Source organism: Pseudomonas sp. MN1F, assembly GCF_009391885.1.
Taxonomy (GTDB): domain Bacteria; phylum Pseudomonadota; class Gammaproteobacteria; order Pseudomonadales; family Pseudomonadaceae; genus Aquipseudomonas.
The window spans coordinates 120,810-146,558 of sequence record NZ_VZII01000007.1 but is presented as its reverse complement, the minus strand read 5'-3'; the positions used below and the strand labels follow the sequence as shown (position 1 = coordinate 146,558).

The following is a 25,749-nucleotide window of genomic DNA, read 5'->3' as shown; positions in this document are numbered from 1 at the left end:
TCCGTGAGCGTTTTTGTTATGGGGTACCGCTTGGGTTACCACAGCGCTACGCTGTAGCTCACCAGCAGCCGCACTTCGTCCGCGTCGCGGGCGAAGTTGGAGCGGAAGGTGGCGTTGCGCAGGCGCACGGCGACGTTCTTCAACGGGCCGCTTTGTACCACGTACTTCAGTTCGGTATCACGTTCCCACTCCTTGCCCTCGCCACCGGCGGCGCGGCTGACGTTGTCGCCGTTGATGTAGCGGGTCATGAAGGTCAGGCCGGGCACGCCGAGGGCGGCGAAGTTGTAGTCGTAGCGGGCTTGCCACGAGCGTTCGTCTCTACCTGCGAAGTCGTTGATCTGGACGAAGTTGACCAGGTACGGGTCGGCGCCATCGATGTAGGGGAAGGCGCTGTCGCCCGACAGTTGCTGCCAGGCGGCGCTGACCTTGTGCCCGCCCAGGCTGTAGCTGAGCAGGGTGTTGAAGGTGGTGTTGTCGATGCGCCCGGCCTTGGCCGCGCCGGCATCGTCGCTGATCGCCAGGCGCACATCGGCGCCGAAGGTGCCCGGGCCCCAGGGCTGGGTGGCGAGCATGCCGATGAAGTGCTGGCGGTAGATGTCTTCGAGCTGGGCGAAGTGGTAGCTGCCGGTGATGCGGTCGGTGAACTTGTAGTCCAGGCCGGCCAGGTCGAGGTTGTCGGCGCTGAAGGTGCCGCCGAAACGGCCGTTCTTGTTGTTGAGGGCCAGGTCTTCCCAGTTGGTGTCGTTGCGGTCCTTGGCCTTGTCCAGGCGCCCGCCGGTGAAAGTCAGGCCCTTGATCTCCTGCGAGGTCAGCAGGCCGCCCTCGAAGGTTTGCGGCAGGATGCGACCATCGTTGGGCTGCAGGGTCGGCAGTTCAGGGATCAGGGTGCCGATCTTCAGTTCGGTCTTCGACACTTTCACCTTGCCGGTCAGGCCGAGCTTGGAGTACTCGTCGGCGGCCTTGCCGTCATCGTGGGTCGGCAGCAGGCCGGTGTCGGTGCGGTCGGGGCTGGAGTCGAGCTTGATGCCCAGCATGCCCAGCGCATCCAGGCCGAAGCCCACGGGGCCATCGGTGTAGCCGGACTCGAAGTTGAGCATGAAGCCCTGGGCCCATTCGTCGCGCTTGGATTGCTGCGCGCTGGTGCCGTCGCGGAAGTCGCGATTGAAGTACATGTTGCGGGTTTCGAAGGTGGCCGTGCTGTCTTCGAAGAAGGCGGCCTGGCTCAGCGGGGCGACACCGGCAAGTGCAAGGGCACTGGCGATGGCAGAAGGGCGTGCGGACAGGGAACGGCTAGGCGCGAACGCCTGAGGCTGTAATGACAGCATCGGGATGACTCCGTTTTTTTGTTCTTATTCGTTGCACCTTGCTGGTGCTTTTTTCGGTGCGTGGAGCGACCGTAGTGCGATGCTAGGCAATCAACCTTTCGCTAACCTTTCAGCGTGAAAGGTTTGTTCCGAGGGGCTTCACAGGCCCGGCGACAGCGGTACACTCCGCGCCACCGCCCCACCCGAGCAGGGAGAATCCGATGCGTGTGCTGCTGGTCGAAGACCATCTGCAACTGGCCGAAAGCGTGGCTCAGGCCCTGAAAAGCCACGGCCTGACCGTGGATGTATTGCACGATGGCGTGGCCGCCGACCTGGCCTTGGCCAGCGAGGAATACGCCGTTGCCGTGCTCGACGTGGGCCTGCCGCGCATGGACGGTTTCGAGGTGCTGGCGCGCCTGCGTGGCCGTGGCAAGACCCTGCCGGTGCTGATGCTTACCGCGCGCAGCGATGTGAAGGACCGCGTGCATGGCCTGAACCTCGGCGCCGATGATTACCTGGCCAAGCCCTTTGAGCTGACCGAGCTTGAGGCGCGGGTAAAGGCCCTGCTCAGGCGCAGTGTGCTCGGTGGCGAACGCCAGCAGCGCTGCGGGCCACTGGTTTACGACCTGGACACCCGGCGCTTCAGCCTCGGCGAGGACAACCTGACCCTGACCTCGCGCGAACAAAGCGTGCTGGAGGCCTTGATCGCCCGCCCAGGCCGGGTGATGAGCAAGGAACAGCTGGCCGCCCAGGTATTCGGCCTGGATGAAGAGGCCAGCCCCGACGCCATCGAAATCTACATCCATCGGCTGCGCAAGAAGCTCGATGGCCACCCGGTCGCCATCGTCACTTTCCGCGGGCTGGGTTACCTGCTCGAGCACCGCGATGCGTGACAACGGCAGCTTGCGCGGGCGGCTGCTGGGCAACCTGGCGCTGCTGCTGGTGGTGCTGATGCTGGCCAGCGGCCTGAGCGCCTACTGGAACGGTCGCGAAGCGGCGGATACCGCCTATGACCGCACCTTGCTGGCCTCGGCGCGGACCATCGCCGCCGGGCTGTCCCAGCGTGATGGCAGCCTCAGTGCCGACGTGCCTTATGTAGCGCTGGACACCTTCGCCTACGACAGCGCCGGGCGTATCTACTACCAGGTGCTGGACATCAATCAGAAGCTGATTTCCGGTTACGAGCGCCTGCCACCACCGCCGCCCGGCACGCCGCGCACTGACGACTACCCGGCGCTGGCGCGCTTCTACGACGCCACCTACCTCGGCCAGGATGTACGGGTGGTCAGCCTGCTGAAGGCGGTGAGCGAGCCGAACATGAACGGCATGGCGGAAATCCGCGTGGCCGAGACCGAAGAGGCGCGGGTGCGCATGGCCCGTGGGTTGATGGCCGACACCTTGCTGCGCCTGGGCATGTTGGCACTGGGTGCGCTGGTCATGGTGTGGTTTGCGGTGAGCGCCGCGCTACGCCCGCTGGAGCGCCTGCGCACGGCGGTGGAGGAGCGTCAGCCGGATGACCTGCGGGCGTTGCCGGTGGTGCAGGTACAGCGTGAACTGGGCCCACTGGTGCGTGCCTTGAACCATTTCACCGAGCGTTTGCGTGGGCAGTTCGAACGCCAGGCGCAGTTCATTGCCGAGGCTGCCCACGAACTGCGCACGCCGCTGGCGGCGCTGAAGGCGCGGGTCGAACTGGGGTTGCGTTCGCAGCAGCCCGAAGAGTGGCGGCAGACCCTGGAGTCGGCGGCCCAAGGCACAGATCGCCTGACTCATCTGGCCAATCAGTTGCTGTCACTGGCGCGGGTCGAGAACGGTGCCCGAGCGATTGCCGAAGGCGGAGCCCAGCGCCTGGATTTGAGTCAGCTGGCCCGTGAACTGGGCATGGCCATGGCACCGTTGGCATACAACCGGGGCGTAGCCTTGGCCCTGGAGGCCGAGGCGCCAGTGTGGTTGAAGGGGGAGCCGACCTTGCTCAACGAGCTGCTCAGCAACCTGGTGGACAATGCGCTGGCGCATACACCGGCGGGCGGCAATGTGATCCTTCGGGTGTTGGCGCCGGCGGTGCTGGAGGTCGAGGATGATGGCCCCGGGATTCCCGAAGATGAGCGCGAACGGGTGTTCGAGCGCTTCTATCGGCGCGGTGTACAGGGCAGTGGGCTGGGGTTGGCTATCGTAGGTGAGATCTGCAGGGCGCACTTGGCGCAGATAAGCCTGCATGATGGCGAGAAGGGCGGGTTGAAAGTGCGCGTGAGCTTTATCGCCGACTGATCTGTTGCCTGCACTGATGTGTTGCCAGTACAGGTAGCGCAAGTCAGCGCAGCATGCTTCGCGCTTCCAGCAACTCGGCAACGTCCAGTTCGGTGCCAAACGGCAGCCCAAGGTGGCGATAAGCCGGCAGCGCCGCCAACGGCCGGCTGCGCGCGCGCTGGCTCAGGCATTTGGCGATCTGCACCACATCGATGTAGTCGACCTTGTCGGTACGCCGGTCCAGGTCCTGAACCTGGCTCGGCAGGTTGACCAACTGCTCGGGAAACTCCCACGAAGAGAGAATCTTGTCCCCCAGCACTGGCTGGATCTGCTCGATCACATAGTGCAGGCAGACCGGGTCGGAAAGCAGCTCGTTGTGTTCTTCGGCATAGATCAGCACTGGCAGCGCGCCGATCTGGTTGACCAGCCCGCCGAGCGTCGCCTGGTCGGGTTTCAGTTGCGTAAAGCGGCGGCAAATTTCATAGCTTATGCCTGCAACTTCAAGGCTGTTCGACCAGATATCGCGCAATTTTTGTTCAACTGCCGACGAGCGGGCATGGAAGATCTGTTCGATCACCAGGCCGATGGCCAGGTTGCAGCTGTAGTTGATGCCCAGGCGGGTGATGGCCGTGTGCAGGTCGGTGACTTCGACCGCTGCGCGCAGCAGCGGGCTGTTGACCACCTTGATCAGGCGCGCCGACAGGGCGGCGTCACGGCCGATCACCTTGCTCAGGGCGGCCACGCTGATCTCGCTGTCTTCGGCAGCCTCGCGAATGCTCAGGGCTACCTCGGGCAGGGTTGGCAGGACCAGGTCATCGTTGTCGATGGCAGCGAGCAACTGCGCTTGAACCATCTCGGCCAGCTTGTTCATGAACGTCTCAACGGCAAGGGTGGTGCACTGTTCAGCGCAGGATTTCCTGATCGCGGTCCAGCTCGTACGGCAGGCTCAGTACCTGCAGGCGAGGGCCTTCGAGGCTGCCCAGGTGCAGGTTGTCGTCTTCCACCGACTCGGCGCTGAGCACGGCAAGCAGCTCACAGCCCTGGCCGGTGCTGGCGGCCAGTACTACCTCGCCAACAGAGGATCCATGGGTCGGCGAGAAGATTTCCGTACCCGGGGCCGGAATATCCTGCTGTTCAAGCGCCAACCGGTACTGGCGGCGCTTGAGCTTGCCCAGGTACTGCATGCGCGCGACGATTTCCTGGCCGGTGTAGCAGCCTTTCTTGAAGCTCACGCCATCGACTGCCTGCAGGTTGATCATCTGCGGGATGAACAGCTCACGGGTCGGGCCCATGACCTGGCCGATACCGGCGCGCACCTGCCCCAGCAACCAGTCGTTGAGGCTGCCTTGCGGCAGCGTGGCTGCCAGCTGTTGGCGAATGCTGGCGGCCTGGTCTGCCGGTACCCAAAGCTCGGCACGGTCGGCGGAGACGGCAATGGCGATCAGGCCATCATGGCGAACGGTACTGCCCGCTGCTGCCGGCAGGTCCAGCCCCAATGCCTGCAGCGCGGCGCCGCCAGCTTGCAGGCCGAAGCGCGCCCAGGCAGCACTCTCGTCAGTGAGCGTGGCCTTGGAAAAGACGGCGTACTTCTTCAGGTCGGCCAGTTGCAGCTCCAGCAACTCGCTGGCCATGGCCAGCAGGTAGCCATTGCCCTCGGGCAGGATGCGGAAGCTCGACTGCATGCGCCCCTTGACCATGCAGCGGGCGCCAAGGCTGGCGTGCTCGAGGCTGAGGTAGTTGATGTTGCAGGTCAGCTGGCCCTGCAGGAACTTGCCGGCGTCGGAGCCGCGGACGGCGAGGATGCCCTCGTGGGACAGGGGGCTGAAGAAAGCGGAATCGGCCATGGGTGATCGCGGTGGCTAAAGACTGGCGGCCATCATAGAACGCCAGTAACAAAATAGGTAGGTGACTAGACCAACGCCCTGTGCCGCTTCGTTCGCTGCGCGGTATACTGCGCGACCATTCGAGGAGGGCCCCATGGTCGAACAAACTGAACTCAACCGGCTTTTCTGGCACAGCCGCCGCGGCATGCTGGAACTGGACGTACTGCTGGTGCCATTCACCCAGGAGGTCTATTCGACCCTGAGCGAAGCCGACCGCGAACTTTATGTCCGCCTGTTGAGCTGTGAAGATCAGGACATGTTCGGCTGGTTCATGGAGCGCACCGAGTCGGAAGACCCGGAGCTGCAGCGCATGGTCCGCATCATTCTGGATCGTGTCCAGCCCAAGTGAGTGTTTCGAGTGCCGTTGGCAGGGCTCGCGCCTGTTGCTGGCGGCCTACCTGGGTTGCCAGGTGCTGGCGCTACTGGTCTTGTGGCTGAGCGCGCTGCCCTGGTGGCTTGGCCTTTGTGTGTTTGCCAGTTGTATTGCCCACGCTAGCTGGGCCATCCCTCGTCGTATCCTGCTGACTGACCCCCGTGCTGTTACCGGCCTGCGCCGTGACGCGCTGGGCTGGCGTGTGTTCAGCCGGGCGCAGGGCTGGCAGCCGGTGCGCTTGTGCCGGGACAGCGTGGCAGTGCCGGGGTTGGTGGTGTTGCGGTTCGTCAGGGCAGGGCACTGGCTCGGCGAGAGCCAGTGCGTGCCGCGAGACGCCCTGGGGGCTGACCTGCATCGGCGTTTGCGGGTGAGGCTGAAGTTCAGCCGGCGCCGCTTCGACGCCTGTTTCAGATCGGGCTGAGGATGGTGTCCTTGGCTTCGGCCAGCATCCCCGGGTAATCCAGGGTGTAGTGCAGCCCACGGCTTTCCTTGCGCTGCATCGCCGAGCGGATCATCAGCTCCGCCACCTGGGCCAGGTTGCGCAGTTCGATCAGGTCGCGGCTGACCTTGTAGTTGCTGTAGAACTCGTCGATCTCGTCGAGCAACAGGCGAACGCGATGCTCGGCGCGCTGCAGGCGTTTGCTGGTGCGTACGATCCCCACGTAGTCCCACATGAAGCGGCGCAGCTCGTCCCAGTTGTGCGCGATGATCACGTCCTCGTCCGAATCGGTCACCTGGCTGGCATCCCAGCAGGGCAGGGCCCTGGGCATGGCGATCTGGTCCAGATGCGCCTCGATGTCCGCGGCTGCGGCCCGGCCATAGACGAAGCACTCCAGCAACGAGTTGCTGGCCATGCGGTTGGCGCCGTGCAGGCCAGTGAAGCTGGTTTCGCCGATGGCGTACAGGCCGGGTACATCGGTGTGGCCACGATCATCGACCATGACCCCGCCACACGTGTAATGGGCCGCCGGAACCACCGGGATCGGCTGGCGGGTGATGTCGATGCCGAAGGCCAGGCAGCGCTCGTAAACGGTCGGGAAGTGGCTCTTGATGAAATCGGCGGGTTTGTGGGTGATGTCCAGGTAGACACAGTCCACGCCCAGTCGCTTCATCTCGTGGTCGATGGCGCGGGCGACGATATCGCGCGGTGCCAGTTCTTCGCGCGGGTCGAAGCGCGGCATGAAGCGCTCACCGTTGGGCAGGCGCAACAACGCCCCTTCGCCACGCAAGGCCTCGGTGACCAGGAAACTCTTGGCCTGGGGGTGATACAGGCAGGTCGGGTGGAACTGGTTGAATTCCAGGTTCGCCACCCGACAGCCGGCGCGCCAGGCCATGGCGATGCCATCGCCGCAGGCACCGTCGGGGTTGCTGGTATAGAGATAGACCTTGGCTGCGCCCCCCGTCGCCAGCACGGTGAAGCGCGCGCCGAAGGTGTCGACTTCGCCGCTGTTGCGGTTCAGTACGTAGGCCCCGAGGCAACGATCGCCCGCCAGGCCCAGGCGGCGCTCGGTGATCAGGTCGACCGCTACCCGCTGTTCCAGCAATTCGATGTTCGGGCGCTTGCGGGCTTGTTCCAGCAACGTGGTGAAAATCGCCGCGCCGGTGGCGTCGGCAGCATGGATGATGCGTCGGTGGCTGTGGCCACCTTCACGGGTCAGGTGGAACTCGAAGCCACCATCATCGACGCTGTAGTGTTCGTCGCGGGTAAAAGGAACACCTTGCTCTATCAGCCATTCGATGGCTTCGCGGCTGTGCTCGACGGTAAAGCGCACAGCCTCTTCGTGGCACAGGCCGCCGCCGGCATTGAGGGTGTCTTCGACATGCGACTGCACGGTGTCGGTGTTGTCGAGTACGGCGGCGACGCCGCCTTGGGCCCAGAAGGTCGAACCGTTGGCCAGGTCGCCTTTGCTCAGCACGGCAATGCGCAAATGGCCGGGAAGGTTCAGTGCCAGGCTGAGACCGGCTGCGCCGCTGCCGATCACCAGGACATCATGTTGGAATTGTTGGCTCATGTCGGGACACTAGTAATCTTTGGAAAGGGCGCGGCACAATAGTCACGTGCAGATGGCAATGTGAAACTATCGTGAATACTGGCCGGGCTGCCTTTATAGCAGCCTGCGGTAGCCAATTTCCATGCCGGTTAGGACGTTGCGTCAATCTTTGTGGGAACTTTCCGACACGGCCGGAAATCCTATGAAGGCTGTCCGCACGCCACAATTTGCCGCGGCGACGCGGGGCGGCAGCTCTATCCGGGCTGACACCTGCGTATTCGAAACCTGATTATCGACGCAGCGGGCCGTGACCGTGCCGCGTCTTCCGTGCGAGCCGACCAAGGGCCGCAGGAAACTTGCTTGGAGGGGAGAACTTTTGCGCAAAGCCCGAGTCTATGGTTGCAGGCCTGAACAAAGGCTGTTGCAACGCTCCTTCGAGTTCACTGAGGAGTGTTCATGCTAACCCAGGAAGAGGATCAGCAGCTTGTCGAGCGCGTGCAGCGCGGAGACAGGCGAGCGTTCGATCTGTTGGTGCTGAAGTATCAGCACAAGATTCTAGGGTTGATCGTGCGGTTCGTTCACGACACCCACGAGGCCCAGGATGTGGCGCAGGAAGCCTTTATCAAGGCCTACCGTGCGCTTGGCAATTTCCGCGGTGACAGTGCGTTTTATACCTGGCTGTACCGCATCGCCATCAACACGGCGAAGAACTACCTGGTGTCCCGTGGAAGACGGCCACCAGACAGCGATGTGAGCTCCGAGGATGCGGAGTTTTACGACGGCGATCATGGTCTCAAGGATCTCGAGTCCCCAGAGCGCTCGTTGTTGCGGGATGAAATCGAAGGCACTGTCCATCGCACCATCCAGCAACTGCCCGAAGATCTGCGCACGGCATTGACCCTGCGTGAATTCGACGGGTTGAGTTACGAAGACATTGCGAGCGTCATGCAATGTCCGGTGGGTACCGTGCGCTCTCGAATCTTCCGCGCTCGGGAGGCCATAGACAAAGCCCTGCAGCCGTTGTTGCAGGAAACCTGAGACAGCGGCGACAGCCAAGAGAGGAACCGCCATGAGTCGTGAAGCTTTGCAGGAATCGCTGTCCGCGGTAATGGATAACGAAGCGGACGAACTGGAATTGCGTCGGGTGTTGAATGCCGTCGACGATGCCGAAACCCGTGCCACCTGGTCGCGTTACCAGGTAGCCCGGGCAGCGATGCACAAGGAGCTGTTGCTGCCCAAGCTGGATATCGCCTCGGCGGTCTCCGCCGCGCTGGCTGACGAAGCCGTGCCGGCCAAGGTCAAGCAGGGCCCGTGGCGCAGCCTTGGCCGCCTGGCCGTGGCCGCCTCGGTCACCGTGGCGGTACTGGCTGGTGTGCGTATGTACAACCAGGACGAGATCACCGGCGCCGAGCTGGCTGCCCAGCAGCCTGTACAGCAAGGCCTGACCCTGCCACAAAGTCAGGGCCCGGCGGTTTTGGCAGGCTATAGTGAAAGCAGTGAGCAACCGACCGGGCCGATGGCCAACGGCGTGCTGCAGAACCAGGCCGGCTGGGATCAGCGTCTGCCAGGCTATCTGCGCCAGCACGCGCAGGAATCCGCGCTCAAGGGCACTGAAACCGCCCTGCCGTATGCCCGCGCCGCCAGCCTGGAAAACCGCTAAGTAAGGAGGATCATGCGCGCGCTACCTCTCCTGTCGCTGCTGATAGGCAGCTGCATGACGGTGCCAGCGTTGGCAGCCAACTCCTCGCCCGAGGCGAGCGAATGGTTGAACAAGCTGGCACAGGCCGAGCAGAAGCAGAGTTACCAAGGCGCCTTCGTCTACGAACGTAACGGCAGCTTTTCTTCCCACGATATCTGGCATCGCGTTCAGGACGGCAAGGTCAGCGAGCGGCTTCTGCAGCTCGATGGCGCCGCCCAGGAAATCGTGCGCGTGGATGGCAAGGTGCAGTGCGTCAGTGGTGCCTTGGCGAGCGGGGTAGGCAGCCCTCCTGATTCTGCGCAGCGTTCGCTTGACCCTCTCAAGCTGATGAGCTGGTACGACCTGAGCGTGGCGGGCAGGTCACGGGTCGCCGACCGCGACGCCGTGATCGTCACGTTGACGCCGCGTGACCAGCATCGCTATGCGTTCGAACTTCATCTGGACCGCCGCACCGGCCTGCCACTGCGTTCATTGATGCTCAATGACAAGGGGCAGTTGCTCGAGCGCTTCCAGATGACTCGCCTGGACACCGACGACCTGCCTAGCGACCAGGACCTGCAAGCCAGTGCCGCTTGCAAGCCGATCGAGCGTGCGCCCACTACCGCCACCGAAGCCGTCGCTGGCTGGCGCTCAGACTGGCTGCCGCCGGGTTTCGAGCTGATCAACAGTACGGTGCGCCGGGATCCCGAGCGCAACAGCTCGATCAGCAGCCTGATGTATGACGATGGCCTGGCCCGCTTCTCGGTGTTCCTCGAACCCGTGAAGGATGATGCCGGTGCCGATGTGCGCACCCAGCTTGGCCCGACCTCGGCCGTTTCCCGGCGCCTGAACACGCCCAAGGGCAAGGTGCAGGTCACCGTGGTCGGCGAAATTCCGCTGGGTACGGCAGAACGTGTCGCGTTGTCGATGCGCCCTCAGGATGCCCAGGCGCGCCAGTAACGGCGCGCTTTTGCGGGCCGGATCAAGGGCAATGCACAGGCGAACGGACACGCGGCTGAAATGAAATTAAAGCATTGTCATTTGCAATCCTTCGGCAAATTTTCTATAGGTCAGGCTTCTAGGAGTCTGGCCTTTGCTGCTTTGTGCAGGGCTATTTCCAACTACCGCTCGTTGTGACGGGAGCCGTATGTCAATACCACGCTTGAAATCCTACCTAACGATGTTCGCCGCCGTGCTGATGCTCGGCCAGGTGCTCAGTGCCCAGGCCGATGAAGCCCTGCCGGACTTCACCACCCTGGTCGAGCAGGCCTCGCCGGCCGTGGTCAACATCAGCACCAAGCAGAAGCTGCCGGACCGCGTCGCCTCCGGGCAGATGCCGGACCTCGAAGGCCTGCCACCGATGTTCCGTGAGTTCTTCGAACGCAATATGCCGCAACAGCCGCGTTCGCCGCGCGGTGACCGCCAGCGTGAGGCCATGTCGCTGGGTTCGGGCTTCATCATCTCCAGCGATGGTTATGTACTGACCAACAACCATGTGGTTGCCGATGCCGACGAGATCATCGTCCGCCTGTCGGACCGCAGCGAGTTGCAGGCCAAGCTGATCGGCACCGATCCACGCACTGACGTGGCCCTGCTCAAGGTCGAGGGCAAGAACCTGCCGACCGTCAAGCTGGGTGATTCCGAGAAACTCAAGGTCGGTGAATGGGTGCTGGCCATCGGTTCGCCGTTCGGCTTCGACCATTCGGTGACCAAAGGTATCGTCAGCGCCAAGGGCCGGACCCTGCCCAACGACACCTATGTGCCGTTCATCCAGACCGACGTGGCCATCAACCCGGGTAACTCCGGTGGCCCGCTGTTCAACATGAAGGGCGAAGTGGTGGGTATCAACTCGCAGATCTTCACCCGTTCCGGTGGCTTCATGGGCCTGTCCTTCGCCATTCCGATCGACGTGGCGCTCGATGTGTCCAACCAGCTGAAGAAAGACGGCAAGGTCAGCCGCGGCTGGCTGGGCGTGGTGATCCAGGAGGTCAACAAGGACCTGGCTGAATCGTTCGGCCTCGACAAGCCGGCTGGTGCCCTGGTGGCGCAGGTGCTGGAAAACGGCCCGGCAGCCAAGGGCGGCCTGCAGGTGGGTGACGTGATCCTGAGCATGAACGGCCAGCCGATCGTCATGTCGGCCGACCTGCCGCACCTGGTCGGCAGCCTGAAGGACGGTGAGAAGGCCAAGCTCGAGATCATTCGCAACGGCAAGCGCCAGACCTTGGACGTCGCCGTCGGCCCGATGCCGGATGACGATGCCGACATCGGCACCGGTAGCAGCCCTGAAGGCAGCGCCGAGCGCAACAGCAACCGCCTGGGTGTGTCGGTATCGGACCTTACCGACGAGCAGAAGAAGACCCTGGAACTGAAGGGCGGCGTGGTCATCAAGGAAGTCCAGGACGGCCCGGCCGCGATGATCGGGCTGCGCCCGGGTGACGTCATCAGCCACCTGAACAACCAGGCGGTCACTTCGGCCAAGCAGTTCACCGAGATCGCCAAGGACCTGCCAAAGAACCGTTCGGTGTCGATGCGCGTGCTACGTCAGGGCCGTGCCAGCTTCATCACCTTCAAACTCGCTGAATAAGCGGGTTCAGAAGTAGGAAAGGGCAGCTCTGGCTGCCCTTTTTCATGAAAGTTCACAATTGCAGGCGCGAATGCTGTGTACAGTCCGATAGAGGAATCTCCCATATCCCAGCAGCTTAAGGTACAATTCCCGGCTATTTTTCGGCGGGCGTCCGGCTCGCAGCCTTTTCCGAGTGTTGACCCGTGAGTGATTTGAGTCATATCCGCAATTTCTCCATCATCGCCCACATCGACCATGGCAAGTCGACGCTGGCCGACCGTTTCATTCAAATGTGCGGTGGCCTGTCGGCGCGCGAAATGGAAGCCCAGGTACTGGACTCCATGGACCTGGAGCGCGAGCGCGGTATCACCATCAAGGCCCACAGCGTCACGCTCAACTACAAGGCGCAGGACGGCAAGGTCTACCAGCTGAACTTCATCGACACCCCCGGCCACGTCGACTTCACCTACGAAGTCTCGCGTTCGCTGGCGGCCTGTGAAGGCGCGCTGCTGGTGGTGGACGCCGGCCAGGGCGTCGAAGCCCAGTCCGTGGCCAACTGCTACACCGCCATCGAACAGGGCCTGGAGGTCATGCCGGTCCTGAACAAGATGGACCTGCCCCAGGCCGACCCGGACCGCGTGAAGGACGAGATCGAGAAGATCATCGGCATCGACGCCACCGACGCCGTGGCCTGCAGCGCCAAGAGCGGCATGGGCGTGGACGAGGTGCTCGAGCGCCTGGTGCAGACCATCCCCGCGCCGGAAGGTGATATCGAAGCGCCACTGCAGGCGCTGATCATCGACTCCTGGTTCGACAACTACCTGGGCGTGGTCTCGCTGGTGCGTGTGCGCCACGGCCGCGTCAAGAAAGGCGACAAGATCCTGGTCAAGTCCACCGGCAAGGTGCACCTGGTCGACAGCGTCGGTGTGTTCACCCCCAAGCACACCCAGACGGCTGACCTGAAAGCCGGTGAAGTAGGCTTCATCATCGCCAGCATCAAGGACATTCACGGTGCACCGGTCGGTGACACCCTGACGCTGTCCTCGACGCCTGAAGTCGAAGTGCTGGCCGGCTTCAAGAAGATTCAGCCACAGGTCTACGCCGGCCTGTTCCCGGTCAGCTCCGATGACTTCGAGGACTTCCGCGACGCCCTGCAGAAGCTGACCCTCAACGACTCGTCGCTGCAGTACATGCCGGAAAGCTCCGACGCTCTGGGCTTCGGCTTCCGTTGCGGCTTCCTCGGCATGCTGCACATGGAGATCATCCAGGAGCGCCTGGAGCGCGAATACGACCTGGACCTGATCACCACCGCGCCAAGCGTGATCTATGAGCTGGAACTTAAAACCGGCGAAACCATCATCGTCGACAACCCGTCCAAGCTCCCAGACGTGTCTGCGGTGGCCGACTTCCGCGAGCCGATCGTCACCGCGACCATCCTGGTGCCGCAGGAACACCTGGGCAACGTCATCACCCTGTGCATCGAGAAACGTGGCGTGCAGCGCGACATGCAGTTCCTCGGCAGCCAGGTGCAGGTGCGCTACGACATGCCGATGAACGAAGTGGTCCTGGACTTCTTCGACCGCCTGAAGTCGACCAGCCGCGGCTATGCTTCGCTGGACTATCATTTCGATCGCTACCAGTCGGCCAACCTGGCCAAGCTGGACGTACTGATCAACGGCGACAAGGTAGATGCCCTGGCGTTGATCGTGCACCGCGACAACGCGGCCTACAAAGGCCGTGCGTTGACCGAGAAGATGAAGGAGCTGATCCCTCGGCAGATGTTCGACGTGGCGATCCAGGCAGCCATTGGCGGCCAGATCATCGCGCGGACGACCGTCAAGGCGCTCAGAAAGAACGTACTGGCCAAGTGCTACGGTGGTGACGTCAGCCGTAAGAAGAAACTGCTGGAGAAGCAGAAGGCCGGTAAGAAACGCATGAAACAGGTGGGCAACGTGGAGATTCCACAGGAAGCCTTCCTCGCCGTGCTCAGGTTGGATAGCTAGGTCCTATGTCGCTAAATTTCCCGCTGTTGCTAGTCATCGCCGTCTTCGTCTGCGGTCTGCTGGGCTTGATTGATCTGCTGTTCCTGGCTCCGCGCCGGCGGGCAGCGATCGCCAACTACCAGGGCAGCGTCACCCAGCCAGAAATGGCGGTGGTCGAGCGCCTGAGCAAAGAGCCGCTGTTGGTCGAGTACGGCAAGTCGTTCTTCCCGGTGCTGTTCATCGTGCTGGTGCTGCGCTCGTTCCTGGTCGAGCCGTTCCAGATCCCTTCGGGCTCGATGAAACCGACCCTGGAAGTGGGCGATTTCATCCTGGTGAACAAGTTCTCCTACGGCATCCGCCTGCCGGTGATCGACAAGAAGGTCATCGAGGTGGGTGACCCGCAACGCGGCGATGTGATGGTGTTCCGCTACCCGAGCGACCCGAACGTCAACTACATCAAGCGTGTGGTCGGCCTGCCGGGCGACAAGATCAGCTATACCAGCGACAAGCGGCTGTTCGTCAACGGCCAGCCGATTGCCGAGCAACTGGTCGGTGCCGAGCCGGGTACCCTGGGCAGCGCCGAGCTGTACAAGGAAAAACTCGGCGAAGCCGAGCACCTGATCCGCAAGGAAATGACCCGCTATCGCATGCCGCCGGACCAGCAATGGACCGTGCCGGCCGGCCATTACTTCATGATGGGCGACAACCGCGACAACTCCAACGACAGCCGCTACTGGGATGACCCGAAAATCCCTCAAGCGCTGCACGGCATGGTTCCGGACCGGAACATCGTCGGCAAGGCCTTCGCGGTCTGGATGAGCTGGCCAGAGCCCAAGCTCAGCCACTTGCCCAACCTGTCGCGGGTCGGCCTGATCCATTGATACCCTTCGGCGCTGTCCTGCAGACAGCGCCGAATGCATTTCTGACATAGGCTGTGTTCTCAAGGAACGAGAGATTCGCCGCTCGCCGCGACGGACCACAGCCAAACAGTCTTTCAGGATGTTGATTTGAACAACGCGTTGAATAACCAACGGGTGGCTGCATGACTGCTTCCCTTGCCCGTCTCGAGCGCAAGCTCGGCTACACCTTCAAGGATCAGGAGCAGATGCTGCTGGCCCTGACCCACCGCAGCTACGCCGGGCGCAACAACGAGCGCCTGGAGTTCCTCGGTGATGCCATCCTCAACTTTGTCGCCGGCGAGGCGCTGTTCGAGCGCTTCCCGCAGGCCCGCGAAGGCCAGCTGTCGCGCCTGCGCGCCCGGCTGGTCAAGGGTGAGACCCTGGCTCGCCTGGCCCGTGGCTTCGACCTGGGCGATTACCTGCGCCTGGGCTCGGGTGAGCTCAAGAGCGGAGGCTTTCGCCGCGAGTCGATCCTGGCCGACGCCCTGGAGGCGCTGATCGGTGCCATCTACCTGGACGCGGACATGCAGACCGCGCGCGAGCGTGTCCTCGCCTGGCTGACTGACGAGTTCGAAGGGTTGACCCTGGTCGACACCAACAAAGACCCGAAAACCCGCCTGCAGGAGTTTCTGCAATCGCGCAGCTGCGAGCTGCCGCGCTACGAGGTGGTCGACATCCAGGGCGAACCGCACTGCCGCACGTTCTTCGTCGAATGCGAAGTGGTGCTGCTGAACAACAAGAGCCGCGGCCAAGGCGTCAGCCGGCGTATCGCCGAGCAGGTCGCCGCTGCTGCTGCATTGATCGCCCTGGGCGTGGAGAATGGCAATGACTGATAACAATCCGACCCGCTGCGGTTACGTGGCCATCGTCGGCCGCCCGAACGTGGGCAAGTCGACCTTGCTCAACCACATCCTCGGCCAGAAGCTGGCGATCACCTCGCGCAAGCCGCAGACCACCCGCCACAACATGCTCGGTATCAAGACCGAGGGTGACGTGCAGGCGATCTACGTCGACACCCCGGGCATGCACAAGGCCAACGACAAGGCCTTGAACCGCTACATGAACCGCAACGCCTCGGCAGCCCTGAAGGACGTCGACGTGGTGATCTTCGTGGTCGACCGCACCAAGTGGACCGATGAGGACCAGTTGGTGCTGGAGCGCGTGCAGTACGTGACCGGCCCGCTGATCATTGCCGTCAACAAGACCGACCGCATGGAAGAGAAGGCCGAGTTGATCCCGCACCTGCAGTGGCTGCAGGAACAGCTGCCGAACGCTGAAGTGATGCCGATTTCCGCGCAGCAGGGCCACAACCTGGAAGCGCTGGAAGCCCAGATTGCCAAGCACCTGCCGGAAAACGATCACTTCTTCCCGGAAGACCAGATCACCGACCGCAGCAGCCGTTTCCTCGCCGCCGAACTGGTACGCGAGAAGATCATGCGCCAGCTGGGTGCCGAGCTGCCGTACCAGATCACCGTGGAAATCGAAGAGTTCAAGCAGCAGGGCCACGTGCTGCACATCCATGCACTGATCCTGGTCGAGCGTGATGGCCAGAAGAAGATCATCATTGGTGACAAGGGCGAGCGCATCAAGCGCATTGGCTCTGAAGCGCGCAAGGATATGGAAGTGCTGTTCGACTCCAAGGTCATGCTCAACCTCTGGGTCAAGGTCAAGGGCGGCTGGTCCGACGACGAACGCGCCCTGCGTTCGCTGGGCTACGGCGACCTGTAATCAAGATTGTTGGGGCCGCTTTGCGGCCCATCGCAGGCAAGCCAGCTCCCACAGGGACTGCACATGACTTGAAGTCGATGCGGTCGGGGTGGGAGCTGGCTTGCCTGCGATGGGCTGCACAGCAGCCCCAACAAGCAGTATTACCGGGTGCAGGTAACGAGTGATCTTTATGGAACAGCCAGTCGGCCAGCCCGCTTACGTCCTGCACAGCCGTGCCTACAAGGAAACCAGCGCTCTGGTGGACTTCTTCACGCCACAGGGCCGCATGCGTGCGGTGCTGCGCCGTGCGCGCGGCAAGGGTGGCAGCCTGGTGCGGCCGTTCGTGCCGCTGGAAGTGGAGCTGTTCGGCAAAGGTGAGCTGAAAAACGTCAGGCGCCTGGACACTGTGGGCATTGCCGCGTGGCTCAATGGCGACGCGCTGTTCAGCGGCCTCTACCTCAATGAGCTGCTGATGCGCTTGTTGCCCGCCGAGGCACCGCAACCCGAACTGTTCGAGCATTACGCCCTGACCCTTCAGGCATTGGCAGCAGGAAGGCCGCTCGAACCCCTGTTGCGCTCCTTCGAATGGCGGCTGCTGGAAGACCTGGGTTACACCTTTTCGCTCAGCCACGACATCAACGAAGACCCGATCGAAGCCGTCGGCCTGTACCGCCTGCGGGTCGACGCTGGCCTGGAGCGGGTGTACCTGGCCCAGCCTGGGCTGTTCAACGGCACCGAGCTGTTGGCCCTGGCCCAGGCCGACTGGGATGCCCCTGGCGCCTTGCTGGCCGCCAAGCGCCTGATGCGCCAGGCACTGGCGGTGCACCTGGGGGCAAAGCCGCTGGTCAGCCGGGAACTGTTTCGCAAGCGCTGAGCACGTCGTATGCTGTGTGGCTCAATCTTCAGGAGAGCCTTTCGTGACTCACAGCAACCGCATGCTTCTCGGCGTCAACATCGACCACGTGGCAACCCTGCGCCAGGCCCGCGGCACCCGCTATCCGGACCCGGTCAAGGCTGCGCTGGATGCCGAGGAAGCGGGCGCCGATGGCATCACCGTGCACCTGCGCGAAGACCGGCGGCATATCCAGGAGCGCGACGTGGTGCTGCTCAAGGACGTGCTGCAGACGCGCATGAACTTCGAAATGGGCGTCACTGAAGAGATGATGGCCTTCGCCGAGAAAATCCGCCCGGCGCATATCTGCCTGGTCCCCGAAACCCGTCAGGAGCTGACCACCGAGGGTGGCCTGGACGTGGCCGGCCAGGAGGCGCGGATCAAGGCGGCGGTTGAGCGCCTGTCGCGTACCGGTGCTGAAGTGTCGCTGTTCATCGATGCCGACGAGCGGCAGATCGAGGCTTCGCGCCGTGTCGGTGCCCCGGCCATCGAGTTGCACACCGGGCGTTATGCTGATGCCGAAACACCGACCGAAGTGGCCGAGGAGCTGCAGCGCATCGTCGATGGCGTGGCGTTTGGCGTGGGTCAGGGGCTGATCGTCAATGCCGGCCATGGCCTGCATTACCACAACGTCGAGGCAGTAGCGGCGATCAAGGGCATCAATGAACTGAACATCGGCCATGCCTTGGTTGCGCATGCGCTGTTCGTCGGTTTCAAGGCCGCTGTGGCCGAGATGAAGGCGTTGATCGTCGCGGCTTCGCGCTGATTCATCGGCTGCCTGTACTGGCCTCTTCGCGGGTACAGGCAGCCCTTTATTCCGCTTGAAACACCAAGGTGAACCGAGTTGGCCCTTCAAGCCTGCTGCGGACCTCGACCCGCCCCCCATGCAACTGCATGATCGACTTCACGATCGCCAACCCCAGCCCCGTCCCGCCCTCCAGCCGCGAACGCCCCGACCCCACCCGGTAAAAGCGCTCGAACAACTGCGGCCAATGTTCTTCGGCAATCCCCGGCCCCTGATTCTCCACCCACATCAGTACTTCGCTGCCTTGGCGCTCGACGCCCAGCCTCACCGCCTGTCCGTCTGGTCCGTGCCGTATGGCATTGCTCAACAGATTCGACAGCGCCCGCTGGAACATCAGCCGATCCACCAGCGCCGTCCCCCAGCCCTGCAGACGCAGCTCGATATCCTTCAGCTCGGCACTGAAGGCAAACAGCTCGCTCACCTGCGCCGCTTCGTCCGCCAACGCCAGCGGCTTGAGCGCCACCTGCGCCTGGGGCTGGCTGACCTGGGCGAGGAACAGCATGTCGTTGATGATGCGGTTGAGCCGGGTCAGCTCCTCGATGCTGTCTTCCAGTACTTCCCGGTAGTTTTCCGTGTCGCGCTCACGGGCCAGGGTGACCTGGGCTTTGCCCATCAGGTTGCTCAGCGGGGTCCGGAGCTCGTGGGCCAGGTCGTCGGAAAACTGCGACAGCTGGCGCACGCCTTGGTCCAGGCGATCGAGCATCACGTTGATACTGCGTGCCAGCTCCGCCAGCTCCTGCGGTAACCCGGTCGCGGGCAGCCGGTGTTGCAGGTCCTGGGCTGAGACCTGGCCGGCGATGCGGCGAAAGTGGCGCAGTGGCTGCAAGCCGCGTTGCACGAGCCACCAGGCGCCGGCGCCGATCAGCAGCAGCAACAGGGGCAGGGCCAGCAGCGTCGAGTGCAGGTAGGCTTGCAGCAGGGCATGGTCGTCGGCGCGGTTGAGCGACATCATCACCCGCACCGGGGTGTCGTCGCGCAGGCGCATCTGCCGGGTGACGGTGAGGATCTGTTTGCCGCTGCTGTCACGCCACTCGTGGTAGTTCAGCCGTGAATCGGTATGCAGTTCGCCTACCCGGGACTCAAGCGCAGGGCCGAGGCTGAGCAGGTGCGGGTGGCGGCCCTCAAGGGCCAGTACGCTGAGGCTGAGGTTGTCATGGCCCATCACCAGGTCGAGCAACGGATGGGCGCGGCTGCCAAGGTCTTCGCTGCGCAGGTCGACCCGCAGGTTGTGTTCCACCTGCAGCATCTTGCGCGCCAGGTCCTTGCGGGCGCGGCTGTCCAGTTCGTGGTCGAGGGCGAACACTGCCAGGCAGGCGAGCAGCAACACCAGGGCGGCGCCCATCAGGGTCACGCTCAGGCCCAGGCGCAGTGACAGGCTGGCGTGCTTCACACGCGGGCCTCAAGTACGTAGCCGACACCGCGCAAGGTGTGGATCAGCTTGTCTTCGAACGGATCATCGATCTTCGCCCGCAGGCGGCGGATCGAAACCTCGACCACATTGGTGTCGCAATCGAAATTCATGTCCCACACCAGCGAGATGATCTGCGTGCGTGACAACACCTCGCCGCTCTGGCGCATCAGCAGGTGGAGCAGGGCGAATTCCTTGGCGGTCAGGTCGATGCGTTTGCCAGCGCGGTAGGCGCGGTGGCGGCCTGGGTCCAGCTCAAGGTCGGCGACGCGCAGTGTGCTCGGTTGCAGTTGTTGATCGTTACGCCGCAGCAGGCTGCGAATACGGGCCAGCAACTCGGGGAATTCGAACGGTTTGAGCAGGTAGTCATCGGCGCCCAGGTCCAGGCCTTTGACCCGGTCTGACAGGCGACCATGGGCCGTCAGCATCATGATCCGCGTGGCCGATTCGGCGCGCAGGCGCTGCAGCACTGTCCAGCCGTCCAGCTCGGGCAGGTTGACGTCGAGGATGATCAGCTCGTAGGGCTGCTGGCGCGCCAGGTGCAGGCCATCGGTGCCAGTGTGGGCGCAATCGACTACATAGCCGTTTTCGCGCAGGCCTTGTTGCAGGTAGTCGGCGGTACGCAGTTCGTCCTCGATGATCAGTAGGCGCATGGGCGGGGCTCGGTGTGCTGGAAAGGGCAGGATTCTCAAGCCTGTAGGGGCTTCAGGGTCAAGCCGCAGGATGTTACGGCATGCGAATGCCCCATCGGCCTAGATAACGGATTTGTAATCCTGGTGTTAACTGGCTGCCTGCCAAGGGCACATTGCAAGACTGTAATGTCCGCCTCACCTTGGCGTTAGCTGCCCCTGGGTAGGATTGCCCTGTCTGATCGGTTATCAACGAGGCAAGCACGATGAACCTGACCAAATACCTGCTCCTGGCGGCCCTCGCCCTGGGCAGCGCCAGCGCCTACGCCGAAGGCGGCGGCGAACGTTCCAAGCAGTTCTGGCAAGCATTCCGCCAGGACCAGGAGCGCCTGCACGGCGACAAGCAACAGGCCATCGCCGAGCGCGAGCGCAAGGCACAGGAGAAGGCCCGCGAGGTGGCCAAGGACTGAGGCAACAGCAGCTGTGCCGGCACTGCTCCCCGGCACAGGTGTGATTCGGGCGTCCATAGGGACGCCCTTTTTATTTGCGCGCCAGCAGGGTGGCGCGGCGCGGGGCGGGCAGGCCTTCGATGGTCTTGCTGTGGTCGTTCGGGTCGAGGAAATCGCCCAGCGACTGGTAGCGCATCCATTCGGTACTGCGCTGTTCCTCGATGCTGGTGACGCTTACATCCACGCAACGCACGTCAGTGAAGCCGGCGCGGCGCAACCAGCGTTCCAGGGCCGGTACCGACGGCAGGTACCAGACGTTGCGCATCTGCGCGTAACGGTCTTCGGGCACCAGCACCTGGTTTTCGTCACCCTCGATCACCAGGGTTTCCAGCACCAGCTCGCCGCCTTTGACCAGGCAGTCCTTGAGCGCCAGCAAGTGCTCGATGGGTGAGCGGCGGTGGTAGAACACGCCCATGGAGAACACGGTGTCGAAGCCTTCAAGGTTGGCTGGCAGCTCTTCCAGGGCGAAGGGCAGGTGCCACGCGGGCAGTTCGGGCAGGTATTGCTGCACGGCCTGGAACTGGCAGAAGAACAGCCAGTTGGGATCGACGCCGATGACCATGTCGGCACCGGCACCGAGCATGCGCCACTGGTAGTAGCCGTTGCCGCAACCGACATCGAGCACGCGCTTGCCCTTGAGGTCGAGGTGCGGGCCGACCCGCGACCACTTCCAGTCCGAGCGCCATTCGGTGTCGACGTGCACGCCAAACAGGTCGAATGGCCCCTTGCGCCAGGGCGACAGGCCCATCAGCGCCTGGCGCATCTGCGCACGGGTGGCGTCATCACATGCGCAATCCAGGCGCAGGCCGTCAGTCAGGTCGATTTCGCTGGGCTGCAGGTTCGGCAGTGCGTCGAGCGCGCCGCGCCAGCGGTCGAGGTCGCCGTGGCCTTTTTCCAGCTTGGCTTGCAGTTGTGCTTGCAGGCCCTGGGACCAGGAAGCCAGGGGCGTGCCCGCCAGGCGGCGGACGAGGGGGGACAGATCGATCATGGCAGGGCTATCAGCGAGGCAAAGTTGAGGCATTGGAACCACGGCACCACCTTGGTGAAGCCGGCCGCGTGCAGGCGTTCTTTATGGGCTTGCAGGGTGTCGGGCTTCATCACGTTCTCGATGGCGCTGCGCTTCTGGGCGATTTCCAGTTCGCTGTAGCCATTGGCCCGCTTGAAGTCCAGGTGCAGTTCGTTGAGCAGGGTCTGCTCTTCGTCATCGGCGAAACGCAGTTTCTCCGAGAGGATCAGCGCGCCGCCGGGCAGCAGTGCCTGGCGGATCTGGCTGAGCAGCGCCAGGCGTTGTTCAGGGGCGATGAACTGCAAGGTGAAGTTCATTGCCACCACCGAAGCCGGTTCGAAGGGCAGGGTGAGGATGTCGGCTTCCAGCACGTCGACCGGCAGCAATTCCTGGAACATCGAGTCCTGGGCGGTGAGGTACTGGCGGCAACGCTCGACCATGGCGGCGGAATTGTCCACTGCGATCACCCGGCAGCCGTCGCTGCGTACATGGCGGCGCAGCGATTGGGTGACGGCACCCAGGGAGGCGCCCAGGTCATACAGCGCAGTGTTCGGCTGGGCGAAGCGCGCGGCCAGCACGCCGAGGTTTTCGACGATGGTCGGGTAACCGGGCACCGAGCGCTTGATCATGTCCGGGAACACGCGCACCACGTCTTCGTTGAACACGAAGTCGGGGACTTGCTCCAGAGGTTGGGCGAAAAGGCGGTCGGGTTGTTTGCTCACGGTGAATCCAGGCGGCTGGCAATATGCAGGGCCGGCATTCTAGCCAAACCGCGACGTGGATGCATGGTTGGCTGACCAGCGCTTTGCGTTTAGTTGACCCGGATGGCGCAATCGAAGGTCTGTACCGGGCGCACTTCCGGCGCCCAGGGCTGCTGGTAGACCAGGACCAGGTGGCCTTCACCGGCGGTGCGGGCCTGGTAGCGCCAGGTCGAGATGCCCGAGCTGCCGACGATACCGGCGTCCTCGGGGGCACTGTAGACCTCAGGGCCCAGGCTTTGCAGCACGTTGGATGCAGGGTTCTGTACCAGCCAGCGGTAGCCGGTGGTGGGGTTGCTGGGCAGGGTCAGGGTGAGGCTCTGGCCGACCTGCAGGCGCTTGGGGCATTCGCTTTCGGCGTCCAGTTCGACGGTCTGTTTTGGCTGCTGGGCGCAGGCAGCGAGCAGGGCGAGGCTCAGGGGAACGAGCAGACGAGATGCGGTCATGGTGGCTCCGGAGGCTGGCGATGGCCTGAGGATACCCGATGCTGGTGGGGTTTTGTGTTGTCAGTGCTGGCCTCATCGCGGGTTCACCCGCGATGAGGCCGGTGCTGGTCAGAACAGGACTTTGGCGACGTCGGAGAAGCGCTTGGCGAAATGCACGGTCAGGCCTTCACGCAGGTAGTCCGGCAGTTCTTCGAAGTCCCCGCGGTTCGGCTCCGGCAGGATCAGCTCGAAGATCTTCTGCCGCCGCGCCGCGATCACTTTCTCGCGCACGCCGCCAATCGGCAGTACCTGGCCGGTGAGGGTGAGCTCGCCAGTCATGGCCACACCTTTTTTCGGCGCCTGGTCGCGGGCCAGCGACAGCAGCGCGCTGGCCATGGTCACCCCGGCACTGGGGCCATCTTTGGGCGTGGCGCCCTCGGGCACGTGCAAATGGATGAACGCTTCATTGAAATAGCCAGGTGTGCCACCGAACTGCTTCAGGTTCGAGCTGATGTAGCTGTAGGCGATCTCCGCCGATTCCTTCATCACATCACCTAGCTGCCCGGTGAGTTTCAGCCCGCGGTTGAGGCTGTGGATGTGGGTGGCCTCGATCGGCAGGGTCGCACCGCCCATGCTGGTCCAGGCAAGGCCGGTGATCACGCCTTTGCCAGACAGCACCTGCTCGCTGCGGAACACCGGCATGCCCAGGGCGGCCTCGAGGTCCTTGTTGCCGATCTTGAGCTTGGCGTCCGGGGCTTCCAGCAGCTTGACCACGGCCTTGCGCACCAGCTTGCCCAGCTGTTTCTCCAGCTGGCGCACCCCGGCTTCACGGGCATAGCCCTCGATCACCGTGCGCAGGGCACTGTCACTGATGCTCAGGCTGGTCTTGGCCACGCCGGCCTTTTCCAGCTGCTTGGGCCACAGGTGGCGCTTGGCGATGGCCAGCTTCTCTTCGGTGATGTACCCGGACAGGCGGATCACTTCCATGCGGTCGAGCAGCGGCCCGGGGATCGAGTCGAGGGTGTTGGCGGTGCACACGAACAGCACCTTGGACAGGTCCAGGCGCAGGTCCAGGTAGTGGTCGAGGAAATCGACGTTCTGCTCCGGGTCGAGGGTTTCCAGCAACGCCGAGGCGGGGTCGCCCTGATAGCTCTGGCCCATCTTGTCGATCTCGTCGAGCATGATCACCGGGTTCATCACTTCGACCTCCTTCAGCGCCTGCACCAGCTTGCCCGGCTGGGCGCCGATGTAGGTGCGGCGGTGGCCCTTGATTTCGGCCTCGTCGCGCATGCCGCCGACGCTGAAACGGTAGAACGGCCGGCCGAGGGATTCGGCGATGGACTTGCCGATGCTGGTCTTGCCCACCCCGGGCGGGCCCACCAGCAGTACGATCGAGCCGCTGATCTCGCCTTTCCAGGCACCGACGGCGAGGAATTCGAGGATACGTTCCTTGATGTCGTCCAGGCCGGCGTGGTGCTGGTCGAGCACTTTGCGCGCATGCTTGAGGTCGAGTTTGTCCTTGCCGTATACCCCCCAGGGGAGGGCGGTGGCCCACTCCAGGTAATTACGGGTGACAGCGTATTCGGGCGAACCGGTCTCGAGGATGGCCAGTTTGCCCATTTCTTCGTCGATGCGCTTTTGCGCTTGCTTGGGCAGGGTCTTGCCGGCAAGGCGCTGCTCGAACTGTTCGAGGTCGGCGCTGCGGTCGTCCTTGGTCAGGCCCAGCTCCTGCTGGATGACCTTGAGCTGTTCCTTGAGGAAGAACTCGCGCTGGTGCTCGCCGATCTGCCGGTTGACCTCGGCGGAAATCTCGTTCTGCAGGCGCGCGACCTCGACCTCCTTGCGCAGCATCGGCAGGACCTTCTCCATGCGCTTGAGCATGGGCACGCAGTCGAGCACTTCCTGCAGCTGATTACCGGTGGCGGAGGTAAGCGCGGCGGCGAAGTCGGTGAGGGGCGACGGGTCGTTGGGGCTGAAGCGGTTGAGGTAGTTCTTGAGCTCTTCGCTGTACAACGGGTTGAGCGGCAGCAGCTCCTTGATCGCGTTGATCAGCGCCATGCCGTAGGCCTTCACCTCGTCGGTCGGCTCGGCCGGCTGGCGCGGGTATTCGACTTCGACCAGGTACGGTGGGCGATGGTGCTTGAGCCAGGTGCGGATGCGCACCCGGGTCAGGCCCTGGGCAACGAACTGCAACTTGCCGTTTTCACGGCTGGCGTGATGAACCTTGACCAAGGTGCCGTACTCCGGCAGGGCCGAGGTGTCGAAATGGCGGTGGTCTTCCGGCGGGCTGTCCATGAAGAACAGAGCCAGCGAGTGATGTTCGGTCTTGGCCACCAGGTCGAGGGTTTCGGCCCAGGGCTCTTCGTTGACGATTACCGGCAGCACTTGCGCGGGGAAGAACGGGCGGTTGTGGATCGGGATCACGTAGACCTTGTCCGGCAACTGCTGGCCGGGCAGGGCGAGGGCGTGGCCGTGGCCGTGGCCGTGGCCGTGGCCGGTGTCGGCCTGGGTGTCAGGCTGTTCGATTGCGCTGTGTTCGTCGGGTTGTTCCGGGAAATCCTGCTGGTCGCTCATGGGGCACCTGCGTGAATGACTATGGTGCTTAGATGGGGCGCGGGGGGATGGGTTTCAATGGTAGACGAAGGGCGCAGGGGGAGGGTTTCATCTTTGTTGGCCTGTACCGGCGGCATCGC

The 25,749-nt window shown here is 63.4% G+C and carries 25 protein-coding genes; 15 read left to right on the top strand and 10 right to left on the bottom strand.

Features of this window, described 5'->3' with window-relative positions; genetic code table 11:
- Positions 1-35: 35 nt before the first annotated feature.
- Complete coding sequence (locus tag F6X59_RS03555) at positions 36-1,325, bottom strand: OprD family porin (RefSeq protein ID WP_152954589.1); 1,290 nt, start codon at positions 1,323-1,325, stop codon at positions 36-38.
- 200 nt (positions 1,326-1,525) lie between these two features.
- Between F6X59_RS03555 and F6X59_RS03550 the strand changes: the two genes are divergently transcribed.
- Both F6X59_RS03550 and F6X59_RS03545 read left to right on the top strand, forming a co-directional pair.
- Positions 1,526-2,197 carry a response regulator gene (locus F6X59_RS03550; RefSeq protein ID WP_027594137.1) on the top strand — a complete coding sequence of 224 codons (672 nt, stop codon included), beginning with the start codon at positions 1,526-1,528 and terminating at the stop codon, positions 2,195-2,197.
- Positions 2,190-3,569, top strand: coding sequence for a sensor histidine kinase (locus F6X59_RS03545; RefSeq protein WP_152954587.1), 1,380 nt, complete (start codon positions 2,190-2,192; stop codon positions 3,567-3,569). The genes F6X59_RS03550 and F6X59_RS03545 overlap by 8 nt, the downstream gene beginning before the upstream one ends.
- Before the next feature lie 43 nt (positions 3,570-3,612).
- Here the strand turns inward: F6X59_RS03545 and F6X59_RS03540 are convergent, their stop codons facing one another.
- Together F6X59_RS03540 and F6X59_RS03535 are read right to left on the bottom strand one after the other, a co-directional pair.
- Positions 3,613-4,419, bottom strand: coding sequence for an HDOD domain-containing protein (locus tag F6X59_RS03540; protein ID WP_152954585.1), 807 nt, complete (start codon positions 4,417-4,419; stop codon positions 3,613-3,615).
- A gap of 31 nt (positions 4,420-4,450) precedes the next feature.
- A complete protein-coding gene (locus F6X59_RS03535; RefSeq protein WP_152954584.1) occupies positions 4,451-5,392 on the bottom strand; it encodes a folate-binding protein YgfZ in 942 nt (313 codons plus the stop codon).
- A gap of 133 nt (positions 5,393-5,525) precedes the next feature.
- Here F6X59_RS03535 and F6X59_RS03530 point away from each other — a divergent pair, with 133 nt between their 5' ends.
- Together F6X59_RS03530 and F6X59_RS03525 are read left to right on the top strand one after the other, a co-directional pair.
- Complete coding sequence (locus tag F6X59_RS03530) at positions 5,526-5,780, top strand: succinate dehydrogenase assembly factor 2 (protein ID WP_152954582.1); 255 nt, start codon at positions 5,526-5,528, stop codon at positions 5,778-5,780.
- Positions 5,764-6,225, top strand: a complete 462-nt coding sequence (locus F6X59_RS03525; protein ID WP_372240289.1) for a protein YgfX — start codon at positions 5,764-5,766, stop codon at positions 6,223-6,225. Before F6X59_RS03530 ends, F6X59_RS03525 begins: the two co-directional genes overlap by 17 nt.
- Here the strand turns inward: F6X59_RS03525 and nadB are convergent.
- Positions 6,212-7,816 (bottom strand): L-aspartate oxidase, encoded by a 1,605-nt coding sequence (gene nadB / locus F6X59_RS03520; protein WP_152954580.1) that lies wholly within the window; start codon positions 7,814-7,816, stop codon positions 6,212-6,214. The two genes, F6X59_RS03525 and nadB, sit on opposite strands and share 14 nt — an antisense overlap.
- Positions 7,817-8,251: 435 nt before the next feature.
- Between nadB and rpoE the strand changes: the two genes are divergently transcribed.
- The 10 genes from rpoE (at position 8,252) to pdxJ (ending at position 18,282) form a co-directional block, all read left to right on the top strand.
- Positions 8,252-8,833: an RNA polymerase sigma factor RpoE gene (gene rpoE, locus F6X59_RS03515; protein ID WP_003252049.1), complete on the top strand. Its 582-nt coding sequence runs from the start codon at positions 8,252-8,254 to the stop codon at positions 8,831-8,833.
- Positions 8,834-8,864: 31 nt separating this feature from the next.
- Positions 8,865-9,455, top strand: coding sequence for a sigma-E factor negative regulatory protein (locus tag F6X59_RS03510; protein WP_152954578.1), 591 nt, complete (start codon positions 8,865-8,867; stop codon positions 9,453-9,455).
- Positions 9,456-9,467: 12 nt separating this feature from the next.
- Positions 9,468-10,433, top strand: a complete 966-nt coding sequence (locus F6X59_RS03505; protein ID WP_152954576.1) for a MucB/RseB C-terminal domain-containing protein — start codon at positions 9,468-9,470, stop codon at positions 10,431-10,433.
- A 187-nt stretch (positions 10,434-10,620) separates the two neighbouring features.
- Positions 10,621-12,057 carry a DegQ family serine endoprotease gene (locus F6X59_RS03500; protein ID WP_152954574.1) on the top strand — a complete coding sequence of 479 codons (1,437 nt, stop codon included), beginning with the start codon at positions 10,621-10,623 and terminating at the stop codon, positions 12,055-12,057.
- A 182-nt stretch (positions 12,058-12,239) separates the two neighbouring features.
- Positions 12,240-14,039, top strand: a complete 1,800-nt coding sequence (lepA, locus tag F6X59_RS03495) for a translation elongation factor 4 (protein ID WP_372240288.1) — start codon at positions 12,240-12,242, stop codon at positions 14,037-14,039.
- Positions 14,040-14,044: 5 nt separating this feature from the next.
- The gene (lepB, locus tag F6X59_RS03490; protein ID WP_152954572.1) at positions 14,045-14,899 is read left to right on the top strand and encodes a signal peptidase I; all 855 of its coding nucleotides are present in this window, start codon (positions 14,045-14,047) and stop codon (positions 14,897-14,899) included.
- Positions 14,900-15,060: 161 nt separating this feature from the next.
- Positions 15,061-15,750, top strand: coding sequence for a ribonuclease III (rnc, locus tag F6X59_RS03485; RefSeq protein WP_060508426.1), 690 nt, complete (start codon positions 15,061-15,063; stop codon positions 15,748-15,750).
- Positions 15,743-16,645: a GTPase Era gene (era, locus tag F6X59_RS03480; protein ID WP_016498176.1), complete on the top strand. Its 903-nt coding sequence runs from the start codon at positions 15,743-15,745 to the stop codon at positions 16,643-16,645. The genes rnc and era overlap by 8 nt, the downstream gene beginning before the upstream one ends.
- 169 nt (positions 16,646-16,814) lie before the next feature.
- The gene (recO, locus tag F6X59_RS03475; RefSeq protein ID WP_152954570.1) at positions 16,815-17,498 is read left to right on the top strand and encodes a DNA repair protein RecO; all 684 of its coding nucleotides are present in this window, start codon (positions 16,815-16,817) and stop codon (positions 17,496-17,498) included.
- 61 nt (positions 17,499-17,559) lie between these two features.
- The gene (gene pdxJ / locus F6X59_RS03470; protein WP_152954894.1) at positions 17,560-18,282 is read left to right on the top strand and encodes a pyridoxine 5'-phosphate synthase; all 723 of its coding nucleotides are present in this window, start codon (positions 17,560-17,562) and stop codon (positions 18,280-18,282) included.
- Positions 18,283-18,328: 46 nt separating this feature from the next.
- Here pdxJ and F6X59_RS03465 read toward each other — a convergent pair whose 3' ends face one another.
- Both F6X59_RS03465 and F6X59_RS03460 read right to left on the bottom strand, forming a co-directional pair.
- Complete coding sequence (locus F6X59_RS03465) at positions 18,329-19,711, bottom strand: heavy metal sensor histidine kinase (protein ID WP_346652636.1); 1,383 nt, start codon at positions 19,709-19,711, stop codon at positions 18,329-18,331.
- Entirely contained in the window at positions 19,708-20,382 is a 675-nt protein-coding gene (locus tag F6X59_RS03460; protein WP_054884998.1) for a heavy metal response regulator transcription factor, read from the bottom strand. Before F6X59_RS03460 ends, F6X59_RS03465 begins: the two co-directional genes overlap by 4 nt.
- A 242-nt stretch (positions 20,383-20,624) precedes the next feature.
- Here F6X59_RS03460 and F6X59_RS03455 point away from each other — a divergent pair, with 242 nt between their 5' ends.
- Positions 20,625-20,828 carry a hypothetical protein gene (locus F6X59_RS03455; protein ID WP_152954567.1) on the top strand — a complete coding sequence of 68 codons (204 nt, stop codon included), beginning with the start codon at positions 20,625-20,627 and terminating at the stop codon, positions 20,826-20,828.
- A gap of 70 nt (positions 20,829-20,898) precedes the next feature.
- Here F6X59_RS03455 and cmoB read toward each other — a convergent pair whose 3' ends face one another.
- The 4 genes from cmoB to lon form a co-directional block, all read right to left on the bottom strand.
- Positions 20,899-21,855: a tRNA 5-methoxyuridine(34)/uridine 5-oxyacetic acid(34) synthase CmoB gene (gene cmoB, locus F6X59_RS03450; RefSeq protein ID WP_152954565.1), complete on the bottom strand. Its 957-nt coding sequence runs from the start codon at positions 21,853-21,855 to the stop codon at positions 20,899-20,901.
- A complete protein-coding gene (gene cmoA / locus F6X59_RS03445) occupies positions 21,852-22,595 on the bottom strand; it encodes a carboxy-S-adenosyl-L-methionine synthase CmoA (protein WP_346652637.1) in 744 nt (247 codons plus the stop codon). Before cmoA ends, cmoB begins: the two co-directional genes overlap by 4 nt.
- An 89-nt stretch (positions 22,596-22,684) precedes the next feature.
- On the bottom strand, positions 22,685-23,077 hold the full coding sequence (locus F6X59_RS03440) for a protease inhibitor I42 family protein (RefSeq protein WP_103449375.1): 393 nt from the start codon (positions 23,075-23,077) through the stop codon (positions 22,685-22,687).
- A gap of 108 nt (positions 23,078-23,185) precedes the next feature.
- Positions 23,186-25,630 carry an endopeptidase La gene (gene lon / locus F6X59_RS03435; RefSeq protein ID WP_152954562.1) on the bottom strand — a complete coding sequence of 815 codons (2,445 nt, stop codon included), beginning with the start codon at positions 25,628-25,630 and terminating at the stop codon, positions 23,186-23,188.
- Positions 25,631-25,749 lie beyond the last annotated feature (119 nt).